Source organism: Geothrix sp. 21YS21S-2 (genome assembly GCF_030846775.1).
In the GTDB taxonomy this organism is placed as follows: Bacteria; Acidobacteriota; Holophagae; order Holophagales; family Holophagaceae; genus Mesoterricola.
In genome coordinates, this window is sequence record NZ_CP132910.1 from 3,996,848 (window position 1) to 4,019,598 (window position 22,751).

The following is a 22,751-nucleotide window of genomic DNA, read 5'->3' on the forward strand; positions in this document are numbered from 1 at the left end:
ACGGCTCCAGGGGATCCCGGGATTATCCCCCATCCCCCGTCCGGTGGACAATGGGGCATCCTCCGGAGTCCCCATGCGCCCATCGCCGCGGTCGTCCATCGTCATCCTCACCGGTGCCGGCATCTCCGCCGAGAGCGGCCTGAAGACCTTCCGGGACGCCGGCGGGCTCTGGGAGAACCACCGGGTGGAGGACGTGGCGACGCCCGAGGCCTTCCAACGGGACCCGGCGCTGGTGCACGCGTTCTACAACCAGCGCCGCGCCCAGCTGAAGGAGGCGCAGCCCAACGCCGCCCACGCCGCCCTGGCGCGCCTGGAAAGGGAGTGGCCCTCCGAGGTGCTCGTGGTCACCCAGAACGTGGACGACCTCCATGACCGCGCCGGCAGCCGGAACCTCATCCACATGCACGGGGAGCTTCTGAAGGTGCGCTGCGCGCGCTGCGCCAGGGTCCACCCCTGGGAAGGGGAGACCACCGTGGAGACCCCGTGCCCCGCCTGCGGGCGCAGCGGCGCGATGCGCCCCCACATCGTCTGGTTCGGCGAGATGCCCCTCGAGATGGAGCGGATCGGGGAGGCCCTGGCGCGCTGCGGCCTGTTCGTGGCCGTGGGCACCTCCGGCAACGTATACCCGGCCGCGGGCTTCGTGGAGCAGGTTCCGGCCTGGACCCACACCCTGGAACTGAACCTGGAGGCCTCCAGCGTCAGCTCGAGGTTCCTCGAGCAGCGCCAGGGGGCGGCCACCGTGCTGGTGCCGGCCCTGGTGGAGGAGCTGCTGGGCTAGCCCCAGGCCAGGCACCTCAGGCTCATCGTCGCCAGCTGCCACCCGTCGAAGACGGTGCGCACGGGCCCGTCCGCGGCGCCCATGGCCACGAAGAGCGGATCCAGGTGCTCCGTCGTGGCGGCGGCCCTCCGGCTCTGGGGCCAGGCCCGGCGGTGGTCCAGCAGCTCCTCCCGGCGGCCGTCCCCGAGCCGCTCCAGGAACCAGCGCTCGGCATCCAGGGCCCAGGTTTCCGCCTGCCCATCGGGAGCGGCCCAGTCCACCAGGCTCAGGTTGTGCACCAGCCCGCCGCTGGCCAGGATCAGGATCCCCTCCTCCCGGAAGGCGCGCAGGGCCTCGCCCAGGGCCACGAGGTCCGGCGGGGCGGCGCGCGGCAGGCTCACCTGGACCACCGGGACGTCGGCCCCGGGGAACAGGTGGCGCAGCACCGCCCAGGCCCCGTGGTCCAGGGGGCGCAGGGGGTCGGCCTCCGCGCCCAGGGCCGCGGCCGCCCGGGCCGCGAGGTCCAGGTCGCCCGGGGCGGGGTAGTCCAGGGCGTAGAGCTCCCGTGGGAATCCGCCGAAGTCGTGGAGCACCCCGGGCCTTCGGCTGGAGGTCACCCGCAGGTCCGGGGTCTGCCAGTGCGCCGAGACCACCAGGACCGCCCGGGGCCGCTCCGGCAGGCCTGCCGCGAACGCGCCCAGGGCCCGGGCATAGGCGGAGTCCCCCAGGGCGAGCATGGGGGAGCCGTGGGAGACGAAGAGGACAGGCTGGGTGCGCATGGCGTTTGAACCTCGGGGGACGGAGACCGCTCCGCCCGAATTAGATGTTCAAACACCAATCTACGCTCCGGCCTCCTCCGGCGCAATGAAAATCAGTGCAACGCCAGGAACAGGATCCCGACCCCGATGAGGGCCCCCGCCACGGCATAGACGAGGATGCGTCCGGGGCTCGCCTCCAGGGACCTCTCCAGGCGCGGCAGGCGGGGGTCGCCCCGGCGTTCGCCGTTCCACTTCCATGTCTGCGGCCCGCGACGGCGCTCCCAGGGGGGAATCTTGGACTTGGGGAGGTTGGGGCCGGGGGTGGGGGGCATCGGTTATGAATCCTTCACGATGGATGGAAGGAAATATATATTATTAATTCATTCGCGCAAGGGCTTTGCCCACGGGGCGAACCCGCCCCTTTCCGGGAAGCGGCCCAACCCGGCGCCCACCCTCACGTCCGGCCCGGACGCCGCCGCCATCGAGCCAAAGAGGCCGTCATCCCTTTCACATCACCCTCCATCCCTGGCAAATTCAATCGCTTATTGCAGCCGGGGTAGGGCGAATGGGCCACTCGCCTGGACCCACTCCGGCAGGAATCAGCCGGGGATGCACAGGGATAGACGGGGAGTGCGCCAGGCCAAGCCTGGGCGAGGAGGATGGATGACCTAAGACAGACTGAAACCTCGCAATGGAGCCCAGCGGGGAGGCAGCAAGCCCCGCCCGGCAAAGCTGGCCAGCAGCCGGAACCGAGTCTTGCGTGGGGAAGGGCGACCGACCTCGTGAAGCGTAGACAGGGAGTGCATGGGCCGTGTGATGGAGCCCCGAAAGCATCCAACCGTGGGAGTCGACGCCGTTCTCCGATCGGAAGACAGCACCCGAAGGTCGCAAGGGCCTGACCGTAGGGTCCCACCGGGGTCATAGAGCAGGGCACGTGCACAGGGGTTCCCCAGGAACCTGGGAGATCCAGCCATCTCCGCCAACAACCCAGTGGTGAGGGAAGCCACGTAAAACGAACCCAGGCTCGCCGGGGGGTGCCGCCCCCGGCGGGAGCGAACAGCCGGCACAGGGCGGTACCGCAAACTGAAGGAAACGAAGGAGCGCGGGAGGGGTGGCCGGAAGTCGGAGCAGCTCATAGTAGCGATGATCGCGGGGAACCGGGCCGCCGGGACCCGCTGGAGCCAAGGAGCTGCCGGATCACGGAACCGTTGAAGGGAAAGATAATGGGTGCAATGACATCCAACAGCGTCTCCACGAAACAACAACGGATCGCAGAACTGGCCAGGATCCACCCGGAGGTGGCTTTCACCTCCTTGGCCTACCACATGGACCTGGACTGGATGAAGGAAGCCTTCGGGCGCACCCGCAAGGATGGGGCGACCGGGGTGGACGGCGTGACGGGCAAGGAATACGGGGAAAACCTGGAGTCCAACCTCCAGAGCCTCCTGAACCGGGCTAAGAACGGCGACACCTACAAGGCCCCTCCAGTCCGGAGAACCTACATCCCGAAAGGGGATGGCAGCCAACGCCCCCTGGGCATTCCCGCCTTCGAAGACAAGGTCCTGCAAAGGGCCGTGGTGATGGTGATGGAACCGCTCTATGAGCAGGACTTCCTGGACTGCTCCTACGGGTTCAGGCCCGGGCGCTCCGCGCACATGGCGCTGGAGGCGATTTGGCAGGGGTTGATGGACATGGGGGGAGGCTGGGTGCTTGACGTGGATATCCGTAAGTATTTCGATACTTTGGACCACGGGAAGCTGCGGGAAATCCTTGACCTGCGGATGAAGGACGGCGTTCTGAGGCGCCTGATCGGCAAATGGCTCAACGCGGGCGTGCTGGAGAAAGGATGCATCACGCACCCGGAAACCGGCTCGCCCCAGGGCGGGGTGGTCAGTCCGATGCTCGCCAACATCTACCTCCACGAGGTGCTGGACGTGTGGTTTGAAAGGGAGGTCAAGCCCCGACTCCGGGGTCGGGCCTTCCTGGTGCGCTACGCGGACGACTTCGTGATGGGCTTTGCCCAGGAGGAGGATGCCAAGCGGGTTATGGAAGTCCTGCCCAAGCGGTTCGAGCGGTATGGCCTGACGATCCACCCGGATAAGACCCGGCTGGTGGAGTTCTGGAAGCCGAGGGAGCCCAGGGACCCCAATGGGGGACCAGGCCACTTCGACTTCCTGGGATTCACCCACTACTGGGCCACGGCCAAGAACGGCCGGTGGGTGGTGAAGCGGAAGACCGCGAAGAGCCGGATGAGTCGGGCGCTCACGAAGATCGGGGAGTGGATGGCCAAACACCGCCACCTCCCGGTGCGCGAGCAATGGCGGACGATCAACCAGAAACTGGTCGGTCACTTCAGGTATTACGGGATCACGGGGAACTCCAGGGCCCTGGCGCACTTCCGCTATGAAGTTGGGCGAAGGTGGCGTGGATGGCTCAACCGGAGGTCCCAGCGGGCCCGCATGACCTGGGATCGCATGAACAAGCTTCTGGCTCGGTTCCCACTGGCCCCAGCCATCAGTTACGCATCGAAACTACGTCCTCAGCGACCGTGACGAGGAGCCGGATGCGGTAGTCCCGCACGTCCGGATCTGAGGGGGGCCGGGGGCGCAAGCTCCCCGGCCTACCCGACTGAGATCGGTCAGGCAGATCCCTGCCGTTGCGGCCTATTCCTCGGACGGGAAGCACACCCTAGGACTCCCAGCCCCGGGTGCGCTCCACGGCCTTGCGCCACTCGCCCAGGAGGGCCGAGCGCTCCGCGGCGGCCATGGCCGGTTCGAAACGGGCCCCTGGACGCCAGTTCTCCGAGATCTGGCCGGAGTCCTTCCAGAAGCCCACGGCGAGGCCGGCCAGGTAGGCCGCGCCCAGGGCGGTGGTCTCGGTGACCTGGGGCCGCACCACGGCCACGTCGAGGATGTCGGCCTGGAACTGCATGAGCAGGTCGTTGCGCGAAGCTCCGCCGTCCACCCTCAGCTCCGTGAGCCGGATGCCGGAATCCGCCTCCATGGCGCCGATGACGTCGGCGGTCTGGTAGGCGATGGACTCGAGCACGGCCCGGGCGATGTGTCCCCGGCCGCTGCCGCGGGTCAGCCCGAAGAAGGCCCCCCGGGCGCCGGCGTCCCACCAGGGCGCGCCCAGACCGACGAAGGCGGGCACGTGGTAGACGCCGCCGTTGCCGGGCACGCTGCGCGCCAGGGGCTCCACCTCGGCCGACGAGGCGATGATCCCCAGGCCGTCCCGCAGCCACTGCACGGCGGCCCCGGCCATGAAGACGCTGCCTTCCAGGGCGTAGGACGTGCGGTCCCCCAGCTTCCAGAGGGTGGTGGTGAGCAGGCGGTTCCGGCTGGTGGTGGGGCGGTCGCCGGTGTTGAGGAGGAGGAAGCAGCCGGTGCCGTAGGTGTTCTTGGCCATGCCGGGCGCCAGGCAGGCCTGGCCGAAGGTGGCGGCCTGCTGGTCCCCGGCGATGCCGGCCACGGGGATGGAGCCTCCCAGGAGGCTGGTGGTGCCCACGACGCCGCTGGAGTCCACGACCCGGGGCAGCACCTCCCGGGGGATCCGCAGGACCGCCAGGAGCTCCTCGTCCCAGGCGCCGGTGTGGATGTTGAAGAGGAGGGTGCGGGACGCGTTGCTGGGATCGGTGACGTGGGCGCCGGTGAGCTTCCAGGTGAGCCAGGTGTCGACGGTGCCGAAGGCCAGCTCACCCCGTCCGGCCCGCTCCCGGGCGCCGGGGACCGTGTCCAGCAGCCACTGGAGCTTCGTGCCGGAGAAATAGGCGTCCAGCACGAGGCCCGTGCGCTCCTGGAAGAAGTGGGCGAGGCCCTGGGCCTTCAGCTCCTCGCAGATGCCGGCGGTGCGCCGGTCCTGCCAGACGATGGCCTTCGCCAGGGGCACCCCCGTGGCCCGGTCCCACAGGACCGTGGTCTCCCGCTGGTTGGTGATGCCGATGGCGGCGACGTCCGGATTCCCGGCCCGGGCCAGGACCTCCCGGGCCACGTCAAGCTGCGAGGCCCAGATCTCCAGGGCGTCGTGCTCGACCCGGCCGGGTTCGGGGAAGAACTGCGTGAATTCCTTCTGGGCCACCCCCAGCACCGCGCCCCCCTCGTCGAAGAGGAGCGCGCGGCTGCTGGTGGTGCCCTGGTCCAGGGCGAGGATGCAGGCCATGGATCAGAGCGACTTCCGCTTGACGATGAGGTCCTCCACCACGGTGGGGTCGGCCAGGGTGGTGATGTCGCCCAGCTCGGCGTACTCCTCCGACGCGATCTTGCGCAGGATGCGGCGCATGATCTTGCCGGACCGGGTCTTGGGGAGCCCGGGCGTGATGCAGATGATGTCGGGGGTCGCGAAGGGGCCGATGTGGTGGCGCACCTCGTTCTTGAGCTCGCCGATGAGTTCCTGGGATTCCTCCCAGCCCGCGGTGAGGATGACGTAGGCGAAGATGCCCTGGCCCTTGATGTCGTGGGGGTAGCCCACCACGGCGGCCTCGGCGCAGGCGGGGTGGGTCACCAGGGCGCTCTCCACCTCGGCGGTGCCCATGCGGTGGCCGGAGACGTTGATGACGTCGTCCACGCGGCCGGTGATCCAGTAGTAGCCGTCCTCGTCCCGGCGGCAGCCGTCGCCGGTGATGTAGTAGCCCAGGAAGGGCCTCAGGTACGTCTGCACGAAACGCTGGTGATCGCTCTGGATGGTGCGGGCCATGCCGGGCCAGGGGCTGCGGATGGCCAGGAGCCCCGAGACGCCGTTGCCCAGGATCTCCTTGCCCGTCTCGTCGAGGACCACCGGGTCCACCCCGAAGAAGGGCAGGGTGGCCGAGCCCGGCTTCAGGGGCGTGCACCCCGGCATCGGGCTGATCATGATCCCGCCGGTCTCCGTCTGCCACCAGGTGTCCACCACCGGGCAGCGGCTCTCGCCGACCACCTCGTAGTACCAGCGCCAGGCCTCGGGGTTGATGGGCTCGCCCACGCTGCCCAGGATGCGCAGGCTGGACCGGTCGTACTTGTCCACGAAGGTCCTGCCCTCGCGCGCCACGGCGCGGATGGCGGTGGGGGACGTGTAGAACTGGGTGATGCCCAGGCGCTCCACCATGTCCCAGTACCGGCCCGCGTCGGGGAAGTTGGGGATGGACTCGAAGAGCACCGTCGTGGCCCCGTTGCACAGGGGGCCGTAGAGCACGTAGGTGTGCCCCGTGATCCAGCCGATGTCGGCCACGCAGGCGTAGACGTCGCCGGGGTGGTAGTCGAAGACGTACCGGTGGGAGAGCGCGGCGTGCAGGAGGTAGCCGCCCGTGGTGTGGGCCACCCCCTTGGGCTTGCCGGTGCTGCCGGAGGTGTAGAGGAGGAAGAGCGTGTCCTCGCTGTCCATGTGCTCGATGGGGCAGAAGGGCCGCTCGTTGTCCATGGCGGGCCGGAGCCACACGTCGCGCTGGGGGTAGAAGGGGATCTTGTTGCCGGTGCGCTGGGCGATGAAGACGAACTTCACCGTGGGGCAGGCCATGACGGCCTCGTCCACCGTGCGCTTGAGGGGGATGATCTTGCCGCCCCGCAGGCCCTCGTCGGCGGTGATGACGGCCTTGCAGCGGGCGTCGTTGATGCGGTCGCGCAGGCTCTCCGCGGAGAACCCGGCGAATACCACGTTGTGCACGGCCCCGATGCGGGCGCAGGCCAGCATGGCGTAGGCCGCCTCGGGGATCATGGGCATGTAGATCGCGACCCGGTCGCCCTTCTTGATGCCGTGGTGGCGAAGGACGTTGGCCAGCCGGCACACCTCGCGCTGCAGTTCGCGGTAGTCGATGCTGCGGCCCTCGCCCGGGGTGTCGGACTCCCAGATGATGGCCGTCTGGGACCCGCGGGTGGAGGCGTGGCGGTCCACGCAGTTGTGGCACACGTTGAGCCGGCCGTTGAGGAACCACTGGGCCTGGCCCCACTCCCAGTCGAACTCCCGGACCTTGCCGAAGGGATGGAACCAGTCGATCTCCTTGCGGGCCTGCTCCTCCCAGAAGCCTTCGGGATCCTGGATGCTGCGGTCGTACATCTTCTGGTACTCGGCCATCGATCCGAGGTGGGCGCGCCCCTTCATGGCCTCGGACGGGGGATACATCTCATGGGAGGGATGGGACTCGCCTTCGGGGAGCTGAGCCATGATGTCTCCTGGATGGGGGGGGAGGCTGGGTGGTGGAACATCGTATATCACTTTTTCCACCCAAGACATGTTGAAGTCATTCAAACTTCGGCCATGGAGAATCCCGCCCCCGCCGAACAGGCCCTTCAACTGCTCTTCAAGAAACTGCACCCCCACCTGGAGGACGTGGCCCACGCCCTGGCCACCGGGGCCGGTCCCAGGGACCTGGAGCGGCTCCACCAGAAGCTCACCCTCGCCTGCCACCAGGCCTCGGAGGTCCTGGACGGCCTGGCCGCCCAGACCGAAGGCCCCCTTGCCGAGACCCTGGACACCCTCTCCGCCAACCTGCTCCCGGTGGGCGGAAGCTTCCAGCAACTCCTTATTTTGGTTCAGTTGTGTCTCGAGGAGGCGCCTGCCGACCTCCTGCCCTTCACGCCGCCCGGCAGCGCAGCGGCCACGGGGTGGGGCAAGCGCATGGTGGCCTTCCTGGCCCGCCTGGAGGATCCCGCCTTCCAGGCCCGGGCCCGGTGGGCTGCCGTGGACCCTGACCTCGGCGACGAGGCCCTGGCCGGGGATCTATAGGAGCCTGCCTCCTATTACGTAGACAGGCTCCTATAGGACGAACAGCGTGGTGACCGCGAAATAGGAGGCCATCAGGACCGGCCAGAACGCCCGCTTGACCCAGGCGTTGTCGCCGGCCCGGAGCCCGTGGCCGCTGCCGCGGGCGTAGGCCAGGGCATCCGCGGAGACCAGGAGGATGAAGGCGTACAGGATGAAATAGTACCATTCGAGGTTCAGCACCCCGCTGGCCACGATGCGGTTGCGGATGTTGAACTGGGACACCACCAGGGAGAAGAACAGGGCGATGGTGGTGCGCAGGAAGTTCAGGTAGCTGTAGCCGGTGGCCCTGGTCCAGGGCCCGTCCCGGCCGACCGTGAGGGTCATCGTGAACAGGAGTCCCGCCACCGCAAGCAGGGGCAGGAACACCATGATGCAAGGCCCCAGCCACTGCCGGCGCATCCGGACGGACATCACCAGTTCGGGCGACTGCCGTTCCCTCAGGAAGCCTTCGGCCCCCAGGCGGGTGTTGTAGTTTTCCAGGAGGTAGACGAATTCGTTGCCCTCCACGTCCCAGCCCGGCAGGCTCAATTCCGGGTCCATGCCCGGGCCGTTCCCGAAGGCCAGGACCGGATAGCTGGCCAGGTCCGGCACCAGGATCTGGTTGCCGTGGATGGCCTTGGGCCAGATGCGCAGCCTGGCCCGGATGCGGTCGAAGGGGTAGATCCGGGTGCTGTCCAGGTCCGGCTCCACCGTGACCCGGAACGGATAGAACTGGACGACCCAGTCCTTCTCCTCCTTCTCGGCGCCCACGCTGATGTCCCCGGCCAGGGCCTCCGGCAGGGTGACCCCGCGCTGCTCCCTGGGCGTGCCCTTGGGCAGGCGCTGCCAGACCATGCCCGTGATCTTCACCTGGCTGGGACCGGTGATCTCCAGGGTCTGCAGGAGGACCCCCGTCGGGACGAACTCGGCCTTCACCGCGTCGAGGCCCGCCATCAGCGAGCCGTGGCTCGCCTTGAACCGTTCCAGGCTCAAGGGATCCATCATCTGGATCTCGTTGTCCGGGGGGGGCGGGGGCGTCGCGTAGGCGAACCGGAACAGCACCCCGATGCCGGCGGCCACCGCCAGGGAGCCCAGGGCCACCGTCCACCAGAGGCTCCACGGCGCCAGCCATGGACCCTTGAAGGCCAGGAACAGGAGCACCCACGCCAGGGCGACGGCCAGGGTCACGATGCGCAGCACCTGCCTGTTCAGGTCGGAGGGCGCGAGCTTCAGGTCGTCCTTGAAGAGAAGCACGCAGGCCGACCACCCGGCGGATGGGACCGGTTCCAGGAACGTGATCCCGTCCTGCCCCGTGGCCAGGGCGAGGGTTTCGGCATGGCCGGCGCGCCCCTTGAGCGCGCACTCCGCCAGGTAGGCCTGGGCCGGGTCCCCCCTCTCCTTGGCCAAGGCCGCCAAGGTCCTGCCCTCCCTCACCCGTTCGGGCAATGGGAAGGCGATGAAGGCCGTGCGGGCCGACAGGAGGAAGGCGTACCCCTCGTGACCCATGCCCAGGTCCTGGAGCCGTTTCTGCAGGTGGGCCAGGGACACCTCCAGGCGCACCAGGCCCGAGGGGGCGGCGGCCCCGGGCAGGCGGAACGGTTCGAGGTAATCCACCAGAAAGGCCTTGCCGTCGGTGGACCGGTGGGGTTCCGTCCAGGCGGGCCCGCCCTGGTCCGGCTTGAACCATGGTTTGAGGGTGTAGTCCCCCTGGCGCCCGTAGTCGTAGACCCGCAGCGGGCCATGGTCGCGGGCAGCATAGGGGGCGAACCGGGCCGGTTCCCCGCCCCGTGCGCCGGGCTGGAACAGCACGCCCATCCGGGCGATGCTGGGCGGCGCCTGGTCCAGGGCCGGGCCAAGCCTCGCCCCGATCGCCTCCGGGGCGAGCCGGCCGTCTTGCAGATCCGTCACCAGGCCGTGGGCCACCTGCGCCAGACTGGCGAGCTCCTCGTCGATGGCCTGGGCGGTGCGCCTTGCCCCCGCCTGGCCTGCGGCCACGGCCAGGGCCTGGAGGGCCCGGGTCTCCTGCTGGACCCGCCGGATGGCGAGGCCCAGCAGCAACCCCATCAGGCCCGCCAACCCGCAAGCCGCCGTGAAGATCCGGCGGGGGGTCAGAAGGCGAAGCAGGAGGGGAGGGGGCATGTCCGGGCAGAAGGAAGGTGCCAAACTATGGGGCTGCCGGCTGAGCCTGTCAAAGCAAAAGTATGAATAGTTTGTTAATTCTTGGTTTGACGTTGCCTCACGAAGTGAGGCATCCTGCCACCTGGAGGCCATCATGAAGTTGTTCCGGTTCCCCTTGATCGCGCTGGCGCTCGTGACCGCTGCCCAGGTGAGGGCCGCCGCGCCGGTCGCCCCCACCATCCCCCATGTGGACGTGCGCTTCGGCGAATCCGTTTCCGATCCCTACGCCTGGCTGCGGAACAAGGCGAACCCCGAGGTGATCAGGTACCTGGAGGCGGAGAACGCCTACACGGAAACCCTCACCGCAGGCCTGAAGCCGCTGCGGGAGACCCTCTACAAGGAGATGCTGGGCCGCATCAAGCAGACCGACCTGTCGGTGCCGGTGCGCCGGGGCCGGTTCTACTACTACACCCGCACCGAGGAGGGCAAGCAGTACCAGGTGCACTGCCGCAAGGCCGCGGGCCCCGGCATGGCCTTCGACGCCGCCGCCCCCGAGGAGGTGCTCCTGGACCTCAACGAGATGGCCAAGGGGCTGGCCTTCCTGGGCGTGGCCGACGTCTCCGTGAGCGACGACGGGAACCTGCTCATCTACTGCACCGACACCACCGGCTACCGCCAGTACGACCTCCACGTCAAGGACCTCCGGGAAGGCAAGGTGCTGGCCCCCACCGCCCAGCGGGTCACCTCCGTGGAGTGGGCCGCCGACAACCGCACCTTCTACTTCACCACCGAGGACCCCGTCACCAAGCGCAGCGACACGGTCTGGCGCATGGGTCTGGACGGCAAGGCCACCCGGCTCTACGAGGAGAAGGACGAGCTGTACCGCGTGGGCCTGTACCGCACCAAGGACGGCAAGTTCGTGATCATGAGCGTGGACAGCACCGACACCTGGGAGTGCAGCTACCTGGACGCCGCCGATCCCAAGGCCGCCTTCCGGGTCCTGCTGCCCCGGGAGAAGGGCCACAAGTACGCCGTGGACCACCGGGAGGGCCTCTTCTACCTGCGCACCAACAAGGGCGCGCTGGACTTCAGGATCGTCACCGTCCCCGTGACGGATCCCGGCACCAGGGACTGGAAGACCTTCGTGGCCCCCCGCGACGGCGTGCACGTGGAGGGCCTGGAGCTCTTCAAGGGCTTCGCCGTGGTGCGCGAGAAGCGGGAGGGCCTGGTGGTCTTCCGCGTGCTGGACTTCGCCACCGGGCAGTGGCACGAGATCACGCAGCCCGAGGCGGTCTACTTCGCCTCCGGCGGTTCCACCCCCGAGTACGACTCCGTGCAGTTCCGGTTCCACTACCAGTCCCAGGTGACCCCGGCCACCACGTTCGACTACCACATGGCGAAGCGGGAGAAGACCCTGCTCAAGCGCCAGGAGGTGCTCGGCTACGATCCCTCCCTCTACCAGTCCGAGCGGGTCTGGGCCACCGCGAGGGACGGCGTGAAGGTCCCCATGAGCCTCGTCTACCGCAAGGGTCTCAAGCGCGACGGCAAGGCGCCCATGTACCTGTATGCCTACGGCTCCTACGGCTACGGATCACCCGCGACCTTCGACTCCAACCGCGTCAGCCTCCTGGACCGCGGGGTGGTGTTCGCCCTGGCCCACATCCGCGGCGGCGACGAGCTGGGCGAGGCCTGGCACCGGGACGGCATGCTCATGAAGAAGATGAACACCTTCACGGACTTCATCGACTGCGCCCAGAGCCTGGTGGCCGGGAAGTGGACCTCCAGCGACCGCCTCGTCATCGAGGGCGGCAGCGCCGGCGGGCTCCTCATGGGCGCCGTCACCAACCTGGCCCCGGGCCTCTTCAAGGCCGTGCACTCCGCCGTGCCCTTCGTGGACGTCATGAACACCATGCTCGACCCCACCCTCCCCCTCACCGTGGGCGAGTACCTGGAGTGGGGCAACCCCAACGAGAAGGCCGCCTACGACTACATGCGGTCCTACAGCCCCTACGACAACCTCCGGAAGGGGGCCTACCCCGCCATCCTCGTCACCAGCAGCCTCAACGACAGCCAGGTGGGCTTCTGGGAGCCGGCCAAGTACGTGGCGAAGCTGCGCACCCTGAAGACCGACGGCAACGAGCTGCTGCTCAGGATGAAGCTGGAGCCCGGCGGCCACGGCGGCGCCTCGGGCCGCTACGACCGGCTCCGGGACAAGGCCTTCGAGTACGCCTGGATGCTGGGCCAGATGGGGATCACGAAATAAGGGTGGTCCGCGCGATCCCCAGCTTCTTCATGCGGCTCTGCAGCGTGGTGGGCTTGAGCCCCAGCCGCAGGGCCGCGCCCCCGGCCCCGTAGACCCGGCCCGAGCACTGGCGCAGGGCCTTGAGGATCGCGCTGCGCTCGACGCTCTGCAGGTCCTCCCCCTGGGGTTCCGGAAGGGGCGCGGCCGCAGGGGACCGCAGGGCGGCCCCCAGGTCCAGGTCCCCCTGGGGAGCGAGGATCGTGGCCCGCTCCAGGACGTTGATCAGCTCGCGCACGTTGCCCGTCCAGGCATGGGCCTCCAGGCGGGCGGCGTCCCCGGGCGGGATGCGCCAGGGGCCCTGGCCGGTGCGCCGGGCCTGGCGGTACAGCCAGTCCTCGGCCAGCAGGAGGATGTCCTCCCGGCGCTCCCGCAGGGGCGGCAGGCGCAGGGGGAAGACGTTGAGGCGGTAGTAGAGGTCGGCCCGGAAGCGGCCCTCGGCCACGGCCCGCTCCAGGTCCACGTTGGTGGCGGCCAGGATCCGCACGTCCACCGTCACGCTGCGGTCCGAGCCCAGCGGCTCGAAGGTGCCCTCCTGGAGCACCCGCAGGAGCTTGGACTGCATGGGCAGCGGCAGGTCGCCGATCTCGTCCAGGAGCAGCGTGCCGCCGTCGGCCACCTGGAAGCGCCCCGGCCGGGCCTGGCTGGCCCCGCTGAAGGCCCCGCGCGTGTGGCCGAAGAGCTCGCTCTCCACCAGGTGCTCAGGCAGCGCCGCGCAGTTCAGGCGCAGGAAGGGGCGCTCAGAGCGCCGGCTCCACCCGTGGATGGCCCGGGCCATCACTTCCTTGCCGGTGCCCGTCTCCCCCGTGATGAGCACGGCGGTCTCGGAGGCCGCCACCTGCCGGGCCAGGCCCGCCAGCTGGCGGAACGCCGGGTTCAGGCTGCGCTCCATGAGCGCCCCGGCGTCGTCGGCCCCCACCACCTCGCTGCGCAGGAGGCGGTTCTCGGCCTCCAGGAGCACCCGCTGATCCGCGCTCTGCTCCTGCGCCATCCAGGTCAGCGCGATGAGCTGGCCGTAGATGGTGGCCAGGCTCACGGTGAAGGGCTCGAAGGTGCCGCACGTGGCCCGGTCGAACGTGAGGGCCCCCAGCATGCGGCCCCCGCCGAGAAGCGGCACCACCATGCAGGCGTGGCCGTGGGGCAGGTCCAGCACGCCGTCGTAGGGGTCGCCGTCCCCCTCGGCGTGGTCGTGGGCGTCCATGACCCGGGTGCGCCCCGAGCGCATGGCCTCGCCGATGCTGGGGAAGCGCGCCAGGTCCAGGGTGTGGCCGCGCACCGGCTCCCCCGCCAGGGGTCCCCGGGCGCAGACCACCCGCAGGCGCCCCTTCTCCAGGCGCAGCACCGCGGCCAGGTCGTAGGGCACGATGGCCGCCAGCGCGTCCAGGGCCGCGCCCAGGAAGGTCTCCCCCTGGGGCAGCCGCCCCGCCACCAGGGCCAGCTCCTTCAGGGCCTGGGCCAGATCGAGGGTCCCTTTGGGCATGGCGCCTCCGCGGCGCAAGTCTACCGCCATTTCGGTGTAAACCCAAATTTTCGGTGAAATCAACGACATATCGGTGCACTCGCGGGTCACCCGATTCCCTTACCCCAGGTTTACCGGGGACTTAAACTTGTGGCACCCGCCTTGCCTTGGTTTGAACGTCGAGGGCCCGTGGCCCCCGTTCCTGAGGAGAGATCGATGACAACGCTCAAGGGCTCCAAGACCCACGCCAACCTGAAGGCCGCCTTCGCGGGCGAGTCCCAGGCCAACCGCCGCTACCTCTACTTCGCCAAGGTCGCCGACATCGAGGGCTACCCCGAAGTGGCGGGCAACTTCAAGGAGACCGCGGACGGCGAGACCGGCCACGCCCACGGCCACCTGGACTACCTCAAGGCCGTCGGCGACCCCGCCACGGACCTCCCCATCGGCGACACCGCCCTGAACCTGAAGGCCGCCATCGCCGGCGAGACGCACGAATACACCGACATGTACCCCGGCATGGCCAAGGCCGCCCGGGAAGAGGGTTTCAAGGAGATCGCCGACTGGTTCGAGACCCTCGCCAAGGCCGAGAAGAGCCACGCGGGCCGCTTCCAGAAGATGCTCGAAAGCATCAGCTAGACCCCGACGTCCCCCGCCGCGGGCCTAGCCCGCGGCGGGAACCCCTGGAGAATCCATGTCCGAGCACGCCCCCCTCGACCACGAGAAGCCGGAGACCACCCCGGGCCACCGCATCAGCTACGTGGCCGGGCCGTCCACCGTCTACGACCCCTCCGACCCCCGCTACTGGGACGAGGGGCTGCTCAAGGAGGAGGTGGAGCGCGCCTTCGAGATCTGCCACGGATGCCGCCTCTGCTTCAAGTACTGCGACTCCTTCCCCGGGCTCTTCAGCCTCCTGGACGAAAAGCGCCAGGGCGACGTGCGCGCCCTGACGGCCGAGGACCGGGACGGCGTCATGGACGACTGCTTCCAGTGCAAGCTCTGCGAGGTGCAGTGCCCCTACACCCCCCGGGAGGGCCACGAATTCGCCCTGGACTTCCCCAGGCTGGTGCACCGCTACCAGGCCGTGCGCAAGAAGAAGGAAGGCTTCACCCTCCGGGACCGCGTGCTGGGGGATCCCGACCTGGCGGCCTCCCTGGCCCGCAAGAGCTTCGGCCTGGCCAACACCATGAACCGGGTGGCCATCCACCGCTGGTTCATGGACAAGGCCCTGGGCGTGCACCCCCAGGCCCATCTCCCGGAGTTCGCGTCGGCCACCTTCGAGGCCTGGGCGGAAAAGAGCGGGAAGATGGCCGCCGGACCCGGCGCGGAGGTGGTGCTCTTCCAGACCTGCTACATCCAGAACAACGATCCCCAGATCGGCAAGGACACCCTCGAGGTGCTCGAGAAGAACGGCTGCCAGGCCAAGTGCGTGGGCGGCCTGGTGTGCTGCGGCATGCCGGCCTGGGAGCACGGGGACCTCGCGAGCCTGCGCAGGCAGGCCAGGCAGAACCTGGACGTCCTCATGCCCCACGTGGAGGCCGGCTCCAAGGTGGTGGTGATCAACCCCACCTGCGCCATGATGCTGCGCCGGGAGTACCCCGAGCTCCTTGAGGGCGAGGACCGCGAGCGCGCGAAAAAGCTCGCGTCCGCCGTGCGCGACACCGGCGAATTCCTCTGGAGCATCCGCAACGAGGAGCGCGCCCGGTGGGAGTTCCTCTCCAGCCCGGGCCCCGTCTCCTACCATGCCCCGTGCCACCTGCGCGCCCAGTCCGTGGGCTTCAAGGGCCGCGACCTCCTCAAGAAGATCCCCGGCGTCTCCATCAACACCGTCATGGAGTGCTGCGGCCACGACGGCACCTACGCCATGAAGTCCGAGACCTTCGAGGACAGCCGGCGCATCGGGGCCAAGGCCTTCGCCGGCATGAAGGCCGACGCCGCGGCGGAGGTGTGGGCCACGGAGTGCCCCCTGGCCGGCATCCAGTTCGAGCAGCACGCGGGCCGCAAGGCCCTGCACCCCATGACCATCCTGGCGAGGGCCTACCGCAAGGACGGCTTCCCCAATCCCGTGGAGCCCCAATGAAGCGCGTCACCCGCGACGAGATCCTCGACTACGTCACCTACACCGAGGGGCGGGACGCCATCCGCGCCTCGGCCATGGCCGCCAAGGACCTCCGCCGCGTCCACGCCGGCCGCGACCTCACCTTCCTGTTCGAGAACCGGGAGACGGTGCGCTACCAGATCCAGGAGATGGTGCGGGCCGAGCACATGGTGCGCGAGTCCGACATCGCCCACGAGCTCGAGACCTACAACGGCCTCCTGGGCGGCCCCGGCGACCTGGGCGCCACGCTCCTCATCGAGATCGAGGACGAGCGGGAGCGCGCCGAGCTGCTGCGGCGCTGGGTGGACCTGCCCGAGCGCATCTCCCTCCTGCTGGAGGACGGCCGGAAGGTCCCCGCGCGCTGGGACGCCTCCCAGATCAGCGACGGGAAGCTCAGCTCGGTCCAGTTCCTCCTGTTCGCCGTGGGCGACGGGGCCCGCCCGAAGGCGGTGGTGGTGGAGCACCCGGACCTGGCGGTCCGGGCCGACTTCACCGAGGCCACGCGCCGGGCTCTGGCTGCGGATCTCTGAGGGGCACGGCCTCCCGGGACCCGCGGGCGTAGGGCGCCGGCCACGGCGTGGACGCGCCCAGCTTGTGGGCGGCGCGCAGCGGCCAGCGGGGGTCCCGCAGCAGCTCGCGCCCCAGGAGCACCAGGTCCGCCTCGCCCTTGGCCAGGATCTCCTCGGCCTGGGCCGGCCCGGTGATGAGCCCCACCGCCCCGGTGGCGATCCCCGCCTCCCGGCGGATGCGGGCGGCGAAATCCACCTGGTAGCCCGGGCCCACGGGGATGGCCGCCCGGGGCGCCATGCCCCCCGAGGAGCAGTCCACCAGGTCCACGCCCAGGGGCCCCAGCATGCGGGCCAGGTCCACGCTCTCGCCGATGTCCCAGCCGCCCGGGACCCAGTCGGTGCAGGAGAGGCGCACCAGCAGGGGGAGGTTGCCGGGCCACACCTCCCGCACCGCGGCCACCACCTCCCGCAGGAGCCGGGAGCGGTTCTCCAGCGACCCGCCGTAGGCGTCCTCGCGCCGGTTGGCCAGGGGGGACAGGAACTGGTGGAGCAGGTACCCGTGGGCGCCGTGGATCTCGGCCACCTGGAACCCGGCCTGGAGGGCCCGCGCGGCCGCGGCCCTGAATTCGGCGACCACCCGCCGGAGCCCGGCCTCCTCCAGGGCGCGGGGCGCCGGCCAGCCCTCGTCGAAGGGCAGGGCGCTGGGCGCCAGCCCGGGCCAGGAGGCCGGGGGCACGTTGTTCCCCTTCCAGGGCGCGCCCGAGCCCGCCTTGCGCCCCGCGTGGGCCAGCTGGATCCCGGGCACGGCGCCCTGGCTCTTGATGAACGCCGCGATGCGGGCCAGGGGCCCGATCTGGCCGTCCTCCCAGATGCCCAGGTCCTCGGCGCTGATGCGCCCCTCCGGCGCCACGGAGGCGGCCTCGGTGAGGACGAGTCCGGCCCCGCCCTGGGCCAGGCCCCCCAGGTGCACCAGGTGCCAGTCGTTGGCGAGGCCGTCCACGGCGCTGTACTGGCACATGGGCGAAACGGCGATGCGGTTGGGGAGGGTGACGCCGCGCAGGGGAAGGGGGGAGAACAACCGGGTCATGGGGGCCGCCTTTCATCCGATTATAGGAAGTGCGCTACATTGGTGGAGGTAATGAGGGGTCGACATGGCCAAGATCGTGATCGTGGACGACAGCCGGCTGGCGCGGACCTTCACCGCCAGCTGCCTGAAGAAGCTCGACCACGAGGTCGAGGTCGCCGAGCCCACCAGCATCTTCGACGTGGTCAAGGTGCTCAAGGAACTCCGGCCCGACCTCCTCATCATGGACTTCCTCATGCCCAACTGCCCCGGCACGAGCCTGGCGAAGGTCGTGGGCGAGGACTCCGACCTCAAGGGCATGCGCACCATCGTCCTCACCGCCCACCACGACGAGGAGGTCGTGGCGCGGCTGAAGAACCTGGGCGTGGCCGTGGTGCTCTTCAAGCCCGCGGACCCCGAGGCCCTGGGCCGGGCCGTCGCCGACGCGCTGGCTACTCGAACGTGAGGACGCCCGGCTCCTTGCGGTAGGCGAAGAGCTCCCCGAACCGCCCCCAGGCCACGATGGTCTCGAAGGTGACTTCGGGATCCTCCATGGGCAGCCGGCTGGCGATCTCCCGGATCAGCTCCTCCCGGGCGAGGGACCCCTCCCGCAGCTCCAGCATGTCCTGCACCACCCGGAAGAGCTTGAGCTCCATGAGCTGGTCCCGCCAGATGAGCTTGCGCTCGTCCATGCCGCCCTGCACGAAGCGCCGGCCCAGCGGGGTCAGCACCACCTGCCGCTTGGGCGTGTCCACCAGCTCGAGCATCTCGAGCCCCTTGACGGTCGTGAGCACCTTCTCGAAGGGCACGTGGGTGTGGGAGACCACCTGGAACAGGTCGCAGGTGCCGCCCAGCGTGTCCAGCAGCTCCAGGAGGCCCAGCATGTCGGCGTTCTGGGCCCCGGGCAGCGGCTCGACGATGTCGGCCTCCACGGAGGGCTCCACGGTGCTCACCTGGATGTCGGGCAGCTCGGCGCTGGTGATGATGTCGTGGAGCTGGTCCACCAGCCGGATGAAGTCCGCGCTGCGCGTGTCCCGGGGGCGGGGCAGGGTGTTCTCCACGATGGTCCGGATGCGTCCGGGATTGGCGGAGAGGACCACGATGCGGTCGGCCATGTAGGCCACTTCCTTGATGTCGTGGCTCACCATGAGGATGGAGGAGGGGTTGCGGTCCACGTCGTCCCAGATGTCCAGGATCTCGGCCCGGAGGCCCTCGGCGGTCAGCGCGTCCACCTGGCTGAAGGGCTCGTCCATGAAGAGGATCTCGGGGTTCACCGACAGGGCCCGGGCCATGCCCACGCGCTGCTTCATGCCGCCGGAGAGCTCCCTCGGGTAGGCCTCCTCGAAGCCCTCCAGGCCCACCATGCGGATGGCCTTGTTGGTGCGCTCGCGGATCTCCGCGCGGTCCAGGCCCTTGGCGATGAGGACGTTCTCCACGTTGGCCTCCACCGTCATCCAGGGATAGAGGGCGAAGCCCTGGAACACGATGGCGACGTTGGAGTTCAGCCCGGCCTGCTTCTGGCCGCGGTAGCGCACCTGCCCCTGCGTGGGCTCGATCAGCCCCGCGAAGATCCGCATGATGGTGGACTTCCCGCACCCCGAGGGCCCGATGAGGCAGAGCACCTCGTTGGGGCGGATGTCCAGGTTGATGTCCTCCAGCACGCGCAGGGGCACGCCGGTGCCGCGGTCGAAGGACTTCTGGATGCCGCGGAGTTCGAGGATGGGCTGGGCGTTCGGGTCGAGGGCCATGGTCGTCCTCACTTCGTCAGGGAATAGCGGGTGTGGGCCAGCTGGTAGGTGGGCTTCCACACCAGGCGGTTGAAGATCACGACGATGGCGGACATGAGCAGCACGCCCGCGGCAAGCAGCGTCAGGTTGCGCTCGTAGGCGGCCTGGCTCACGGTGGCCCCCAGGCCGAAGGTCTTGAGGGTCTCGCCGTGGAAGGAATAGTACTCGGCCACGATGCTGGCGTTCCAGGCGCCGCCGGCGGCGGTGACCCAGCCCGTGACCAGGTAGGGGAAGGTCGCCGGCAGGTAGAGGGCCTTGAAGCGCTGCCACCGGGAGAGGCGGAAGCTGATGGCCGCCTCCTTGAGGTCCCCGGGGATGGCCATGGAGCCCGCGATGACGTTGAACAGGATGTACCACTGGGTGCCCAGCAGCATCAGGAGGACGCAGCCGTAGTTGAGGCCGATGTGGAAGCGCGCCAGGGTGGCGATCACCACGGGGAAGAGCATGGGGGCCGGGAAGCTCGCCGCCACCTGGACCACCGGCTGCAGGATCCGGCTGAGGCGCGGCGAGAGGCCGATGGCCAGGCCCGCGGGCACCGCCCAGAGCGTGCCCAGGGCCGTGGACACCAGCACCCGCACCAGGGTGAGCCCGCCGGCCTTGGAGAGGTAGGACCACTGGCGGCCGGGAATGGCGGAAAGGTAGTGCACGAGGCTGACGGCCGCCCACACGATGACCGCCAGCAGCGCCAGGAGCGCGGCGTTGGCCACGGCCCTCTGGATGGTGTTGGCGCGTTTGGCGGCGCGCGGCCTGGGCGCGGGCCGCGCCTTGCCCAGCCCCTGGTGGCGCCGGTGGACGCGGCGCGCCTCCAGCCACCGCACCAGCCGGGACCTTCGCAGCAGCCTCAGGAGCCAACTGCGGGGCTGCTCGCCCTGGGACGTCTCCTCCACCCGGAACCGCTGGGCCCACACCACCACGGGGCGCCAAAGCACCTGGTCCAGGAAGACGATCATGCACACCATGGCGAAGATGGCGCAGACCATGGCCCTGGTGTCGCCCTTGTCCACGGCCACGCTCATGTACGAGCCCAGCCCCGGCAGGCGGAAATCCTGGTCGCCCAGGGTGAAGGCCTCGGTGATCATCAGGAAGAACCAGCCCCCGGCCATGCTCATCATGCTGTTCCACACCAGGCCCGAGGTCCCGTAGGGCAGCTCCACCCACTTCAGGCGCTCCCACCAGGTGAACCCGTAGACCGTGGCGGCCTCCTGGAGGTCCTGGGGCACGGACTTCAGGGAGTGGTAGAGGCTGAACGTCATGTTCCAGGCCTGGCCGGTGAAGATCATGAGGATCGCCGCGAGCTCCAGCCCCAGGTTGCTGCGGGGGAAGATGGCCACCAGGGCCAGGACCAGGCCCGGCATGAAGCCCAGCACCGGGATGCTCTGCAGGATGTCCAGGAGCGGCACCAGGAGCTTCTCGGCCCGGCTGTCCTTGGCCGCCCAGTAGGCGTACACCAGGGTGAAGGCCAGGGAGATCACGTAGGCCACCAGCCCCCGCATCATGGAGAAGAAGGTGTAGAGGGGCAGGGACCACGGGGACAGGTCGATCTCCACGACCGGGCGCTTGGCGCCGGTCCACTGCTGCCCGAGCTGCACCAGGCCGAACAGCAGGGCGCACCCCGTCAGGATGACGACCAGGTCCGCCCACCGGCGCCGCCGGAAGGGGAAGAAGAGGGCGTTGGCCTGGCCCCAGACAGTGTCGATGATGCGGTTGAGCATGGGAAATCCGGAACGGAGGGGGGCAGGGCGGCTCCAGCCGCTCCCGCATCCTTGCATGCGTGTGTCACCAGCGTGTTACGCCTAGCGCGTCAGGGGCGGCACAAAGGAGGTTCTTCGACGGGGTTCATGTTCAGCATCGATACCTCCTTTCCGGGCAAATCCTCATTAGGCAGCATGCCCCCCCCTGATGAAAGGGTCAACCCCGATGCGGGAAATTGGACCTCCGGCTTCAGGTGGGTCAAAATCAACCCAAAGGAGCTTCACCTTGGACACCAGGAAAATGGGTTTCAATACCAAGTTGGTCCATGCGGGCATTCCGGACGATCCGATGGGCAGCGTCACCACGCCGGTCTACCAGACCTCCACCTTCGCGTTCCGCAACGCCCAGCAGGGCGCCGACCGCTTCGCGGGCAAGGCGTCCGGCTTCATCTACAGCCGCATCGGCAACCCCACCGTCTGCGCCCTGGAAGAGAACGTGGCCCAGTTGGAGAACGGCTTCGGCTGCACCGCCACCTCCTCGGGCATGGGCGCCGTCTCCACCGTCTACATGGCCCTCCTGAACCAGGGCGACCACATGGTGTCCACCGCCGGCGTGTACGGCCCCTCCCGGGTGCTCATGGACAAGCACATGAGCCGCTTCGGGGTGGAGTCCACCTACCTGGACACCAACGACCTGGCCGCCCTCAAGGCCGCCATCCGCCCCAACACCAAGATCGTCTACATCGAGTCCCCCTCCAACCCGTCCATGATCGTCACGGACATCGCCGCCGCGGCCGCCATCGCCCACGAGGCCGGCGCCCTGCTGGTGGTGGACAACACCTTCGCCAGCCCGTGCCTCCAGAAGCCCCTGGACCTGGGCGCCGACGTGGTCCTCCACTCCATCACCAAGTTCATCAACGGCCACGCCGACGTGGTGGGCGGCGTCATCATCGCCAAAACCGAGGAGCTCCACAAGAAGCTGCGGGCCATGGTGGTGATCATGGGCCCCTGCATGGACCCCCACCAGGCCTCCCTGGTCAGCCGCGGCCTCAAGACCCTCGCCATCCGCATGGAGCGCGCCCAGGCCAACGCCATGCAGATCGCCCTCTGGCTGGAGAAGCACCCCAAGGTCGAGTGGGTGAGCTTCCTGGGCCTGCCCAGCCATCCCCAGCATGCCCTGGCCAAGCGCCAGATGGCCGGTCCCGGCGCCATGATCAGCTTCGAGGTCAAGGGCGGCGTCGAGGCCGGCGCGCGGCTCATGGACAGCGTCAAGCTGGCCGCCCTCGCCGTGTCCCTGGGCGGCGTGGAGACCCTCATCTGCCACCCCGCCTCCATGACCCACGCCAGCATGGGCCGGGAGGCCCGCCTGGAAGGCGGCGTCACCGACGGCCTCGTGCGCTACGCCGTGGGCATCGAGGACGTGGAGGATCTCATCGCCGACCTGGAACAGGCCCTCCAGAACGTGTAGTTCGCCGACTCCCGGCCGCCACCGGCCGATCTGCCC

General features: G+C 69.2%; 18 protein-coding genes. 9 read left to right on the forward strand and 9 right to left on the reverse strand.

Going from position 1 to position 22,751, the window contains the following annotated elements; genetic code table 11:
- Positions 1-73 precede the first annotated feature (73 nt).
- A complete protein-coding gene (cobB, locus tag RAH40_RS17650; RefSeq protein WP_306598909.1) occupies positions 74-778 on the forward strand; it encodes a Sir2 family NAD+-dependent deacetylase in 705 nt (234 codons plus the stop codon).
- Here cobB and RAH40_RS17655 read toward each other — a convergent pair.
- Positions 775-1,536, reverse strand: a complete 762-nt coding sequence (locus RAH40_RS17655) for a dioxygenase (protein ID WP_306598910.1) — start codon at positions 1,534-1,536, stop codon at positions 775-777. The two genes, cobB and RAH40_RS17655, sit on opposite strands and share 4 nt — an antisense overlap.
- A 92-nt stretch (positions 1,537-1,628) precedes the next feature.
- Positions 1,629-1,847, reverse strand: coding sequence for a hypothetical protein (locus tag RAH40_RS17660; RefSeq protein ID WP_306598912.1), 219 nt, complete (start codon positions 1,845-1,847; stop codon positions 1,629-1,631).
- Positions 1,848-2,747: 900 nt separating this feature from the next.
- Here RAH40_RS17660 and ltrA point away from each other — a divergent pair.
- Complete coding sequence (gene ltrA, locus RAH40_RS17665) at positions 2,748-4,067, forward strand: group II intron reverse transcriptase/maturase (protein ID WP_306597942.1); 1,320 nt, start codon at positions 2,748-2,750, stop codon at positions 4,065-4,067.
- Positions 4,068-4,203: 136 nt separating this feature from the next.
- On the opposite strand, the gene glpK is transcribed toward ltrA, so the two are convergent.
- On the reverse strand, positions 4,204-5,673 hold the full coding sequence (gene glpK, locus RAH40_RS17670; RefSeq protein WP_306598913.1) for a glycerol kinase GlpK: 1,470 nt from the start codon (positions 5,671-5,673) through the stop codon (positions 4,204-4,206).
- 3 nt (positions 5,674-5,676) lie between these two features.
- Complete coding sequence (gene acs / locus RAH40_RS17675) at positions 5,677-7,647, reverse strand: acetate--CoA ligase (RefSeq protein WP_306598914.1); 1,971 nt, start codon at positions 7,645-7,647, stop codon at positions 5,677-5,679.
- A gap of 93 nt (positions 7,648-7,740) precedes the next feature.
- On the opposite strand from acs, the gene RAH40_RS17680 reads away from it, so the two are divergent.
- On the forward strand, positions 7,741-8,208 hold the full coding sequence (locus RAH40_RS17680) for a hypothetical protein (RefSeq protein WP_306598915.1): 468 nt from the start codon (positions 7,741-7,743) through the stop codon (positions 8,206-8,208).
- Positions 8,209-8,238: 30 nt separating this feature from the next.
- Here the strand turns inward: RAH40_RS17680 and RAH40_RS17685 are convergent, their stop codons facing one another.
- A complete protein-coding gene (locus RAH40_RS17685) occupies positions 8,239-10,290 on the reverse strand; it encodes a hypothetical protein (RefSeq protein WP_306598916.1) in 2,052 nt (683 codons plus the stop codon).
- Positions 10,291-10,498: 208 nt separating this feature from the next.
- Between RAH40_RS17685 and RAH40_RS17690 the strand changes: the two genes are divergently transcribed.
- Entirely contained in the window at positions 10,499-12,607 is a 2,109-nt protein-coding gene (locus tag RAH40_RS17690; protein WP_306598917.1) for a S9 family peptidase, read from the forward strand.
- Here the strand turns inward: RAH40_RS17690 and RAH40_RS17695 are convergent.
- Positions 12,597-14,123: a sigma 54-interacting transcriptional regulator gene (locus tag RAH40_RS17695; protein WP_306598918.1), complete on the reverse strand. Its 1,527-nt coding sequence runs from the start codon at positions 14,121-14,123 to the stop codon at positions 12,597-12,599. The two genes, RAH40_RS17690 and RAH40_RS17695, sit on opposite strands and share 11 nt — an antisense overlap.
- 195 nt (positions 14,124-14,318) lie before the next feature.
- Between RAH40_RS17695 and RAH40_RS17700 the strand changes: the two genes are divergently transcribed.
- Genes RAH40_RS17700 through RAH40_RS17710 form a run of 3 tightly spaced genes read left to right on the forward strand, consistent with a single transcriptional unit; the run spans position 14,319 to position 16,727 of the window.
- Positions 14,319-14,738, forward strand: a complete 420-nt coding sequence (locus tag RAH40_RS17700; RefSeq protein ID WP_306598919.1) for a rubrerythrin family protein — start codon at positions 14,319-14,321, stop codon at positions 14,736-14,738.
- Between the two features lie 55 nt (positions 14,739-14,793).
- The gene (locus RAH40_RS17705; protein ID WP_306598920.1) at positions 14,794-16,179 is read left to right on the forward strand and encodes a heterodisulfide reductase-related iron-sulfur binding cluster; all 1,386 of its coding nucleotides are present in this window, start codon (positions 14,794-14,796) and stop codon (positions 16,177-16,179) included.
- A complete protein-coding gene (locus tag RAH40_RS17710; RefSeq protein WP_306598921.1) occupies positions 16,176-16,727 on the forward strand; it encodes a DUF3501 family protein in 552 nt (183 codons plus the stop codon). The genes RAH40_RS17705 and RAH40_RS17710 overlap by 4 nt, the downstream gene beginning before the upstream one ends.
- On the opposite strand, the gene RAH40_RS17715 is transcribed toward RAH40_RS17710, so the two are convergent.
- Complete coding sequence (locus tag RAH40_RS17715; protein WP_306598922.1) at positions 16,687-17,793, reverse strand: NADH:flavin oxidoreductase/NADH oxidase; 1,107 nt, start codon at positions 17,791-17,793, stop codon at positions 16,687-16,689. The two genes, RAH40_RS17710 and RAH40_RS17715, sit on opposite strands and share 41 nt — an antisense overlap.
- A 64-nt stretch (positions 17,794-17,857) precedes the next feature.
- Between RAH40_RS17715 and RAH40_RS17720 the strand changes: the two genes are divergently transcribed.
- Complete coding sequence (locus RAH40_RS17720) at positions 17,858-18,235, forward strand: response regulator (RefSeq protein WP_306598923.1); 378 nt, start codon at positions 17,858-17,860, stop codon at positions 18,233-18,235.
- Here RAH40_RS17720 and RAH40_RS17725 read toward each other — a convergent pair.
- Both RAH40_RS17725 and RAH40_RS17730 read right to left on the reverse strand, forming a co-directional pair.
- On the reverse strand, positions 18,222-19,517 hold the full coding sequence (locus RAH40_RS17725; RefSeq protein ID WP_306598924.1) for a nitrate/sulfonate/bicarbonate ABC transporter ATP-binding protein: 1,296 nt from the start codon (positions 19,515-19,517) through the stop codon (positions 18,222-18,224). The genes RAH40_RS17720 and RAH40_RS17725 overlap by 14 nt on opposite strands.
- Before the next feature lie 8 nt (positions 19,518-19,525).
- Positions 19,526-21,268: an ABC transporter permease subunit gene (locus RAH40_RS17730; protein ID WP_306598927.1), complete on the reverse strand. Its 1,743-nt coding sequence runs from the start codon at positions 21,266-21,268 to the stop codon at positions 19,526-19,528.
- 280 nt (positions 21,269-21,548) lie between these two features.
- Between RAH40_RS17730 and RAH40_RS17735 the strand changes: the two genes are divergently transcribed.
- A complete protein-coding gene (locus RAH40_RS17735) occupies positions 21,549-22,715 on the forward strand; it encodes a PLP-dependent aspartate aminotransferase family protein (protein ID WP_306602310.1) in 1,167 nt (388 codons plus the stop codon).
- Positions 22,716-22,751: the final 36 nt, after the last annotated feature.

Excerpts from the sequence above, each read along its gene's own strand:
- RAH40_RS17680 (WP_306598915.1), top strand. The coding sequence starts at position 7,741 with ATGGAGAATCCCGCCCCCGCCGAACAGGCCCTTCAACTGCTCTTCAAG.
- RAH40_RS17690 (WP_306598917.1), top strand. The coding sequence starts at position 10,499 with ATGAAGTTGTTCCGGTTCCCCTTGATCGCGCTGGCGCTCGTGACCGCT.
- RAH40_RS17725 (WP_306598924.1), bottom strand. The coding sequence starts at position 19,517 with ATGGCCCTCGACCCGAACGCCCAGCCCATCCTCGAACTCCGCGGCATC.
- RAH40_RS17730 (WP_306598927.1), bottom strand. The coding sequence starts at position 21,268 with ATGCTCAACCGCATCATCGACACTGTCTGGGGCCAGGCCAACGCCCTC.
- RAH40_RS17720 (WP_306598923.1), top strand. The coding sequence starts at position 17,858 with ATGGCCAAGATCGTGATCGTGGACGACAGCCGGCTGGCGCGGACCTTC.
- RAH40_RS17660 (WP_306598912.1), bottom strand. The coding sequence starts at position 1,847 with ATGCCCCCCACCCCCGGCCCCAACCTCCCCAAGTCCAAGATTCCCCCC.
- cobB (WP_306598909.1), top strand. The coding sequence starts at position 74 with ATGCGCCCATCGCCGCGGTCGTCCATCGTCATCCTCACCGGTGCCGGC.
- RAH40_RS17715 (WP_306598922.1), bottom strand. The coding sequence starts at position 17,793 with ATGACCCGGTTGTTCTCCCCCCTTCCCCTGCGCGGCGTCACCCTCCCC.
- RAH40_RS17695 (WP_306598918.1), bottom strand. The coding sequence starts at position 14,123 with ATGCCCAAAGGGACCCTCGATCTGGCCCAGGCCCTGAAGGAGCTGGCC.
- RAH40_RS17705 (WP_306598920.1), top strand. The coding sequence starts at position 14,794 with ATGTCCGAGCACGCCCCCCTCGACCACGAGAAGCCGGAGACCACCCCG.
- glpK (WP_306598913.1), bottom strand. The coding sequence starts at position 5,673 with ATGGCCTGCATCCTCGCCCTGGACCAGGGCACCACCAGCAGCCGCGCG.
- RAH40_RS17685 (WP_306598916.1), bottom strand. The coding sequence starts at position 10,290 with ATGGGGTTGCTGCTGGGCCTCGCCATCCGGCGGGTCCAGCAGGAGACC.
- ltrA (WP_306597942.1), top strand. The coding sequence starts at position 2,748 with ATGACATCCAACAGCGTCTCCACGAAACAACAACGGATCGCAGAACTG.
- acs (WP_306598914.1), bottom strand. The coding sequence starts at position 7,647 with ATGGCTCAGCTCCCCGAAGGCGAGTCCCATCCCTCCCATGAGATGTAT.
- RAH40_RS17710 (WP_306598921.1), top strand. The coding sequence starts at position 16,176 with ATGAAGCGCGTCACCCGCGACGAGATCCTCGACTACGTCACCTACACC.
- RAH40_RS17700 (WP_306598919.1), top strand. The coding sequence starts at position 14,319 with ATGACAACGCTCAAGGGCTCCAAGACCCACGCCAACCTGAAGGCCGCC.
- RAH40_RS17655 (WP_306598910.1), bottom strand. The coding sequence starts at position 1,536 with ATGCGCACCCAGCCTGTCCTCTTCGTCTCCCACGGCTCCCCCATGCTC.
- RAH40_RS17735 (WP_306602310.1), top strand. The coding sequence starts at position 21,549 with ATGGGTTTCAATACCAAGTTGGTCCATGCGGGCATTCCGGACGATCCG.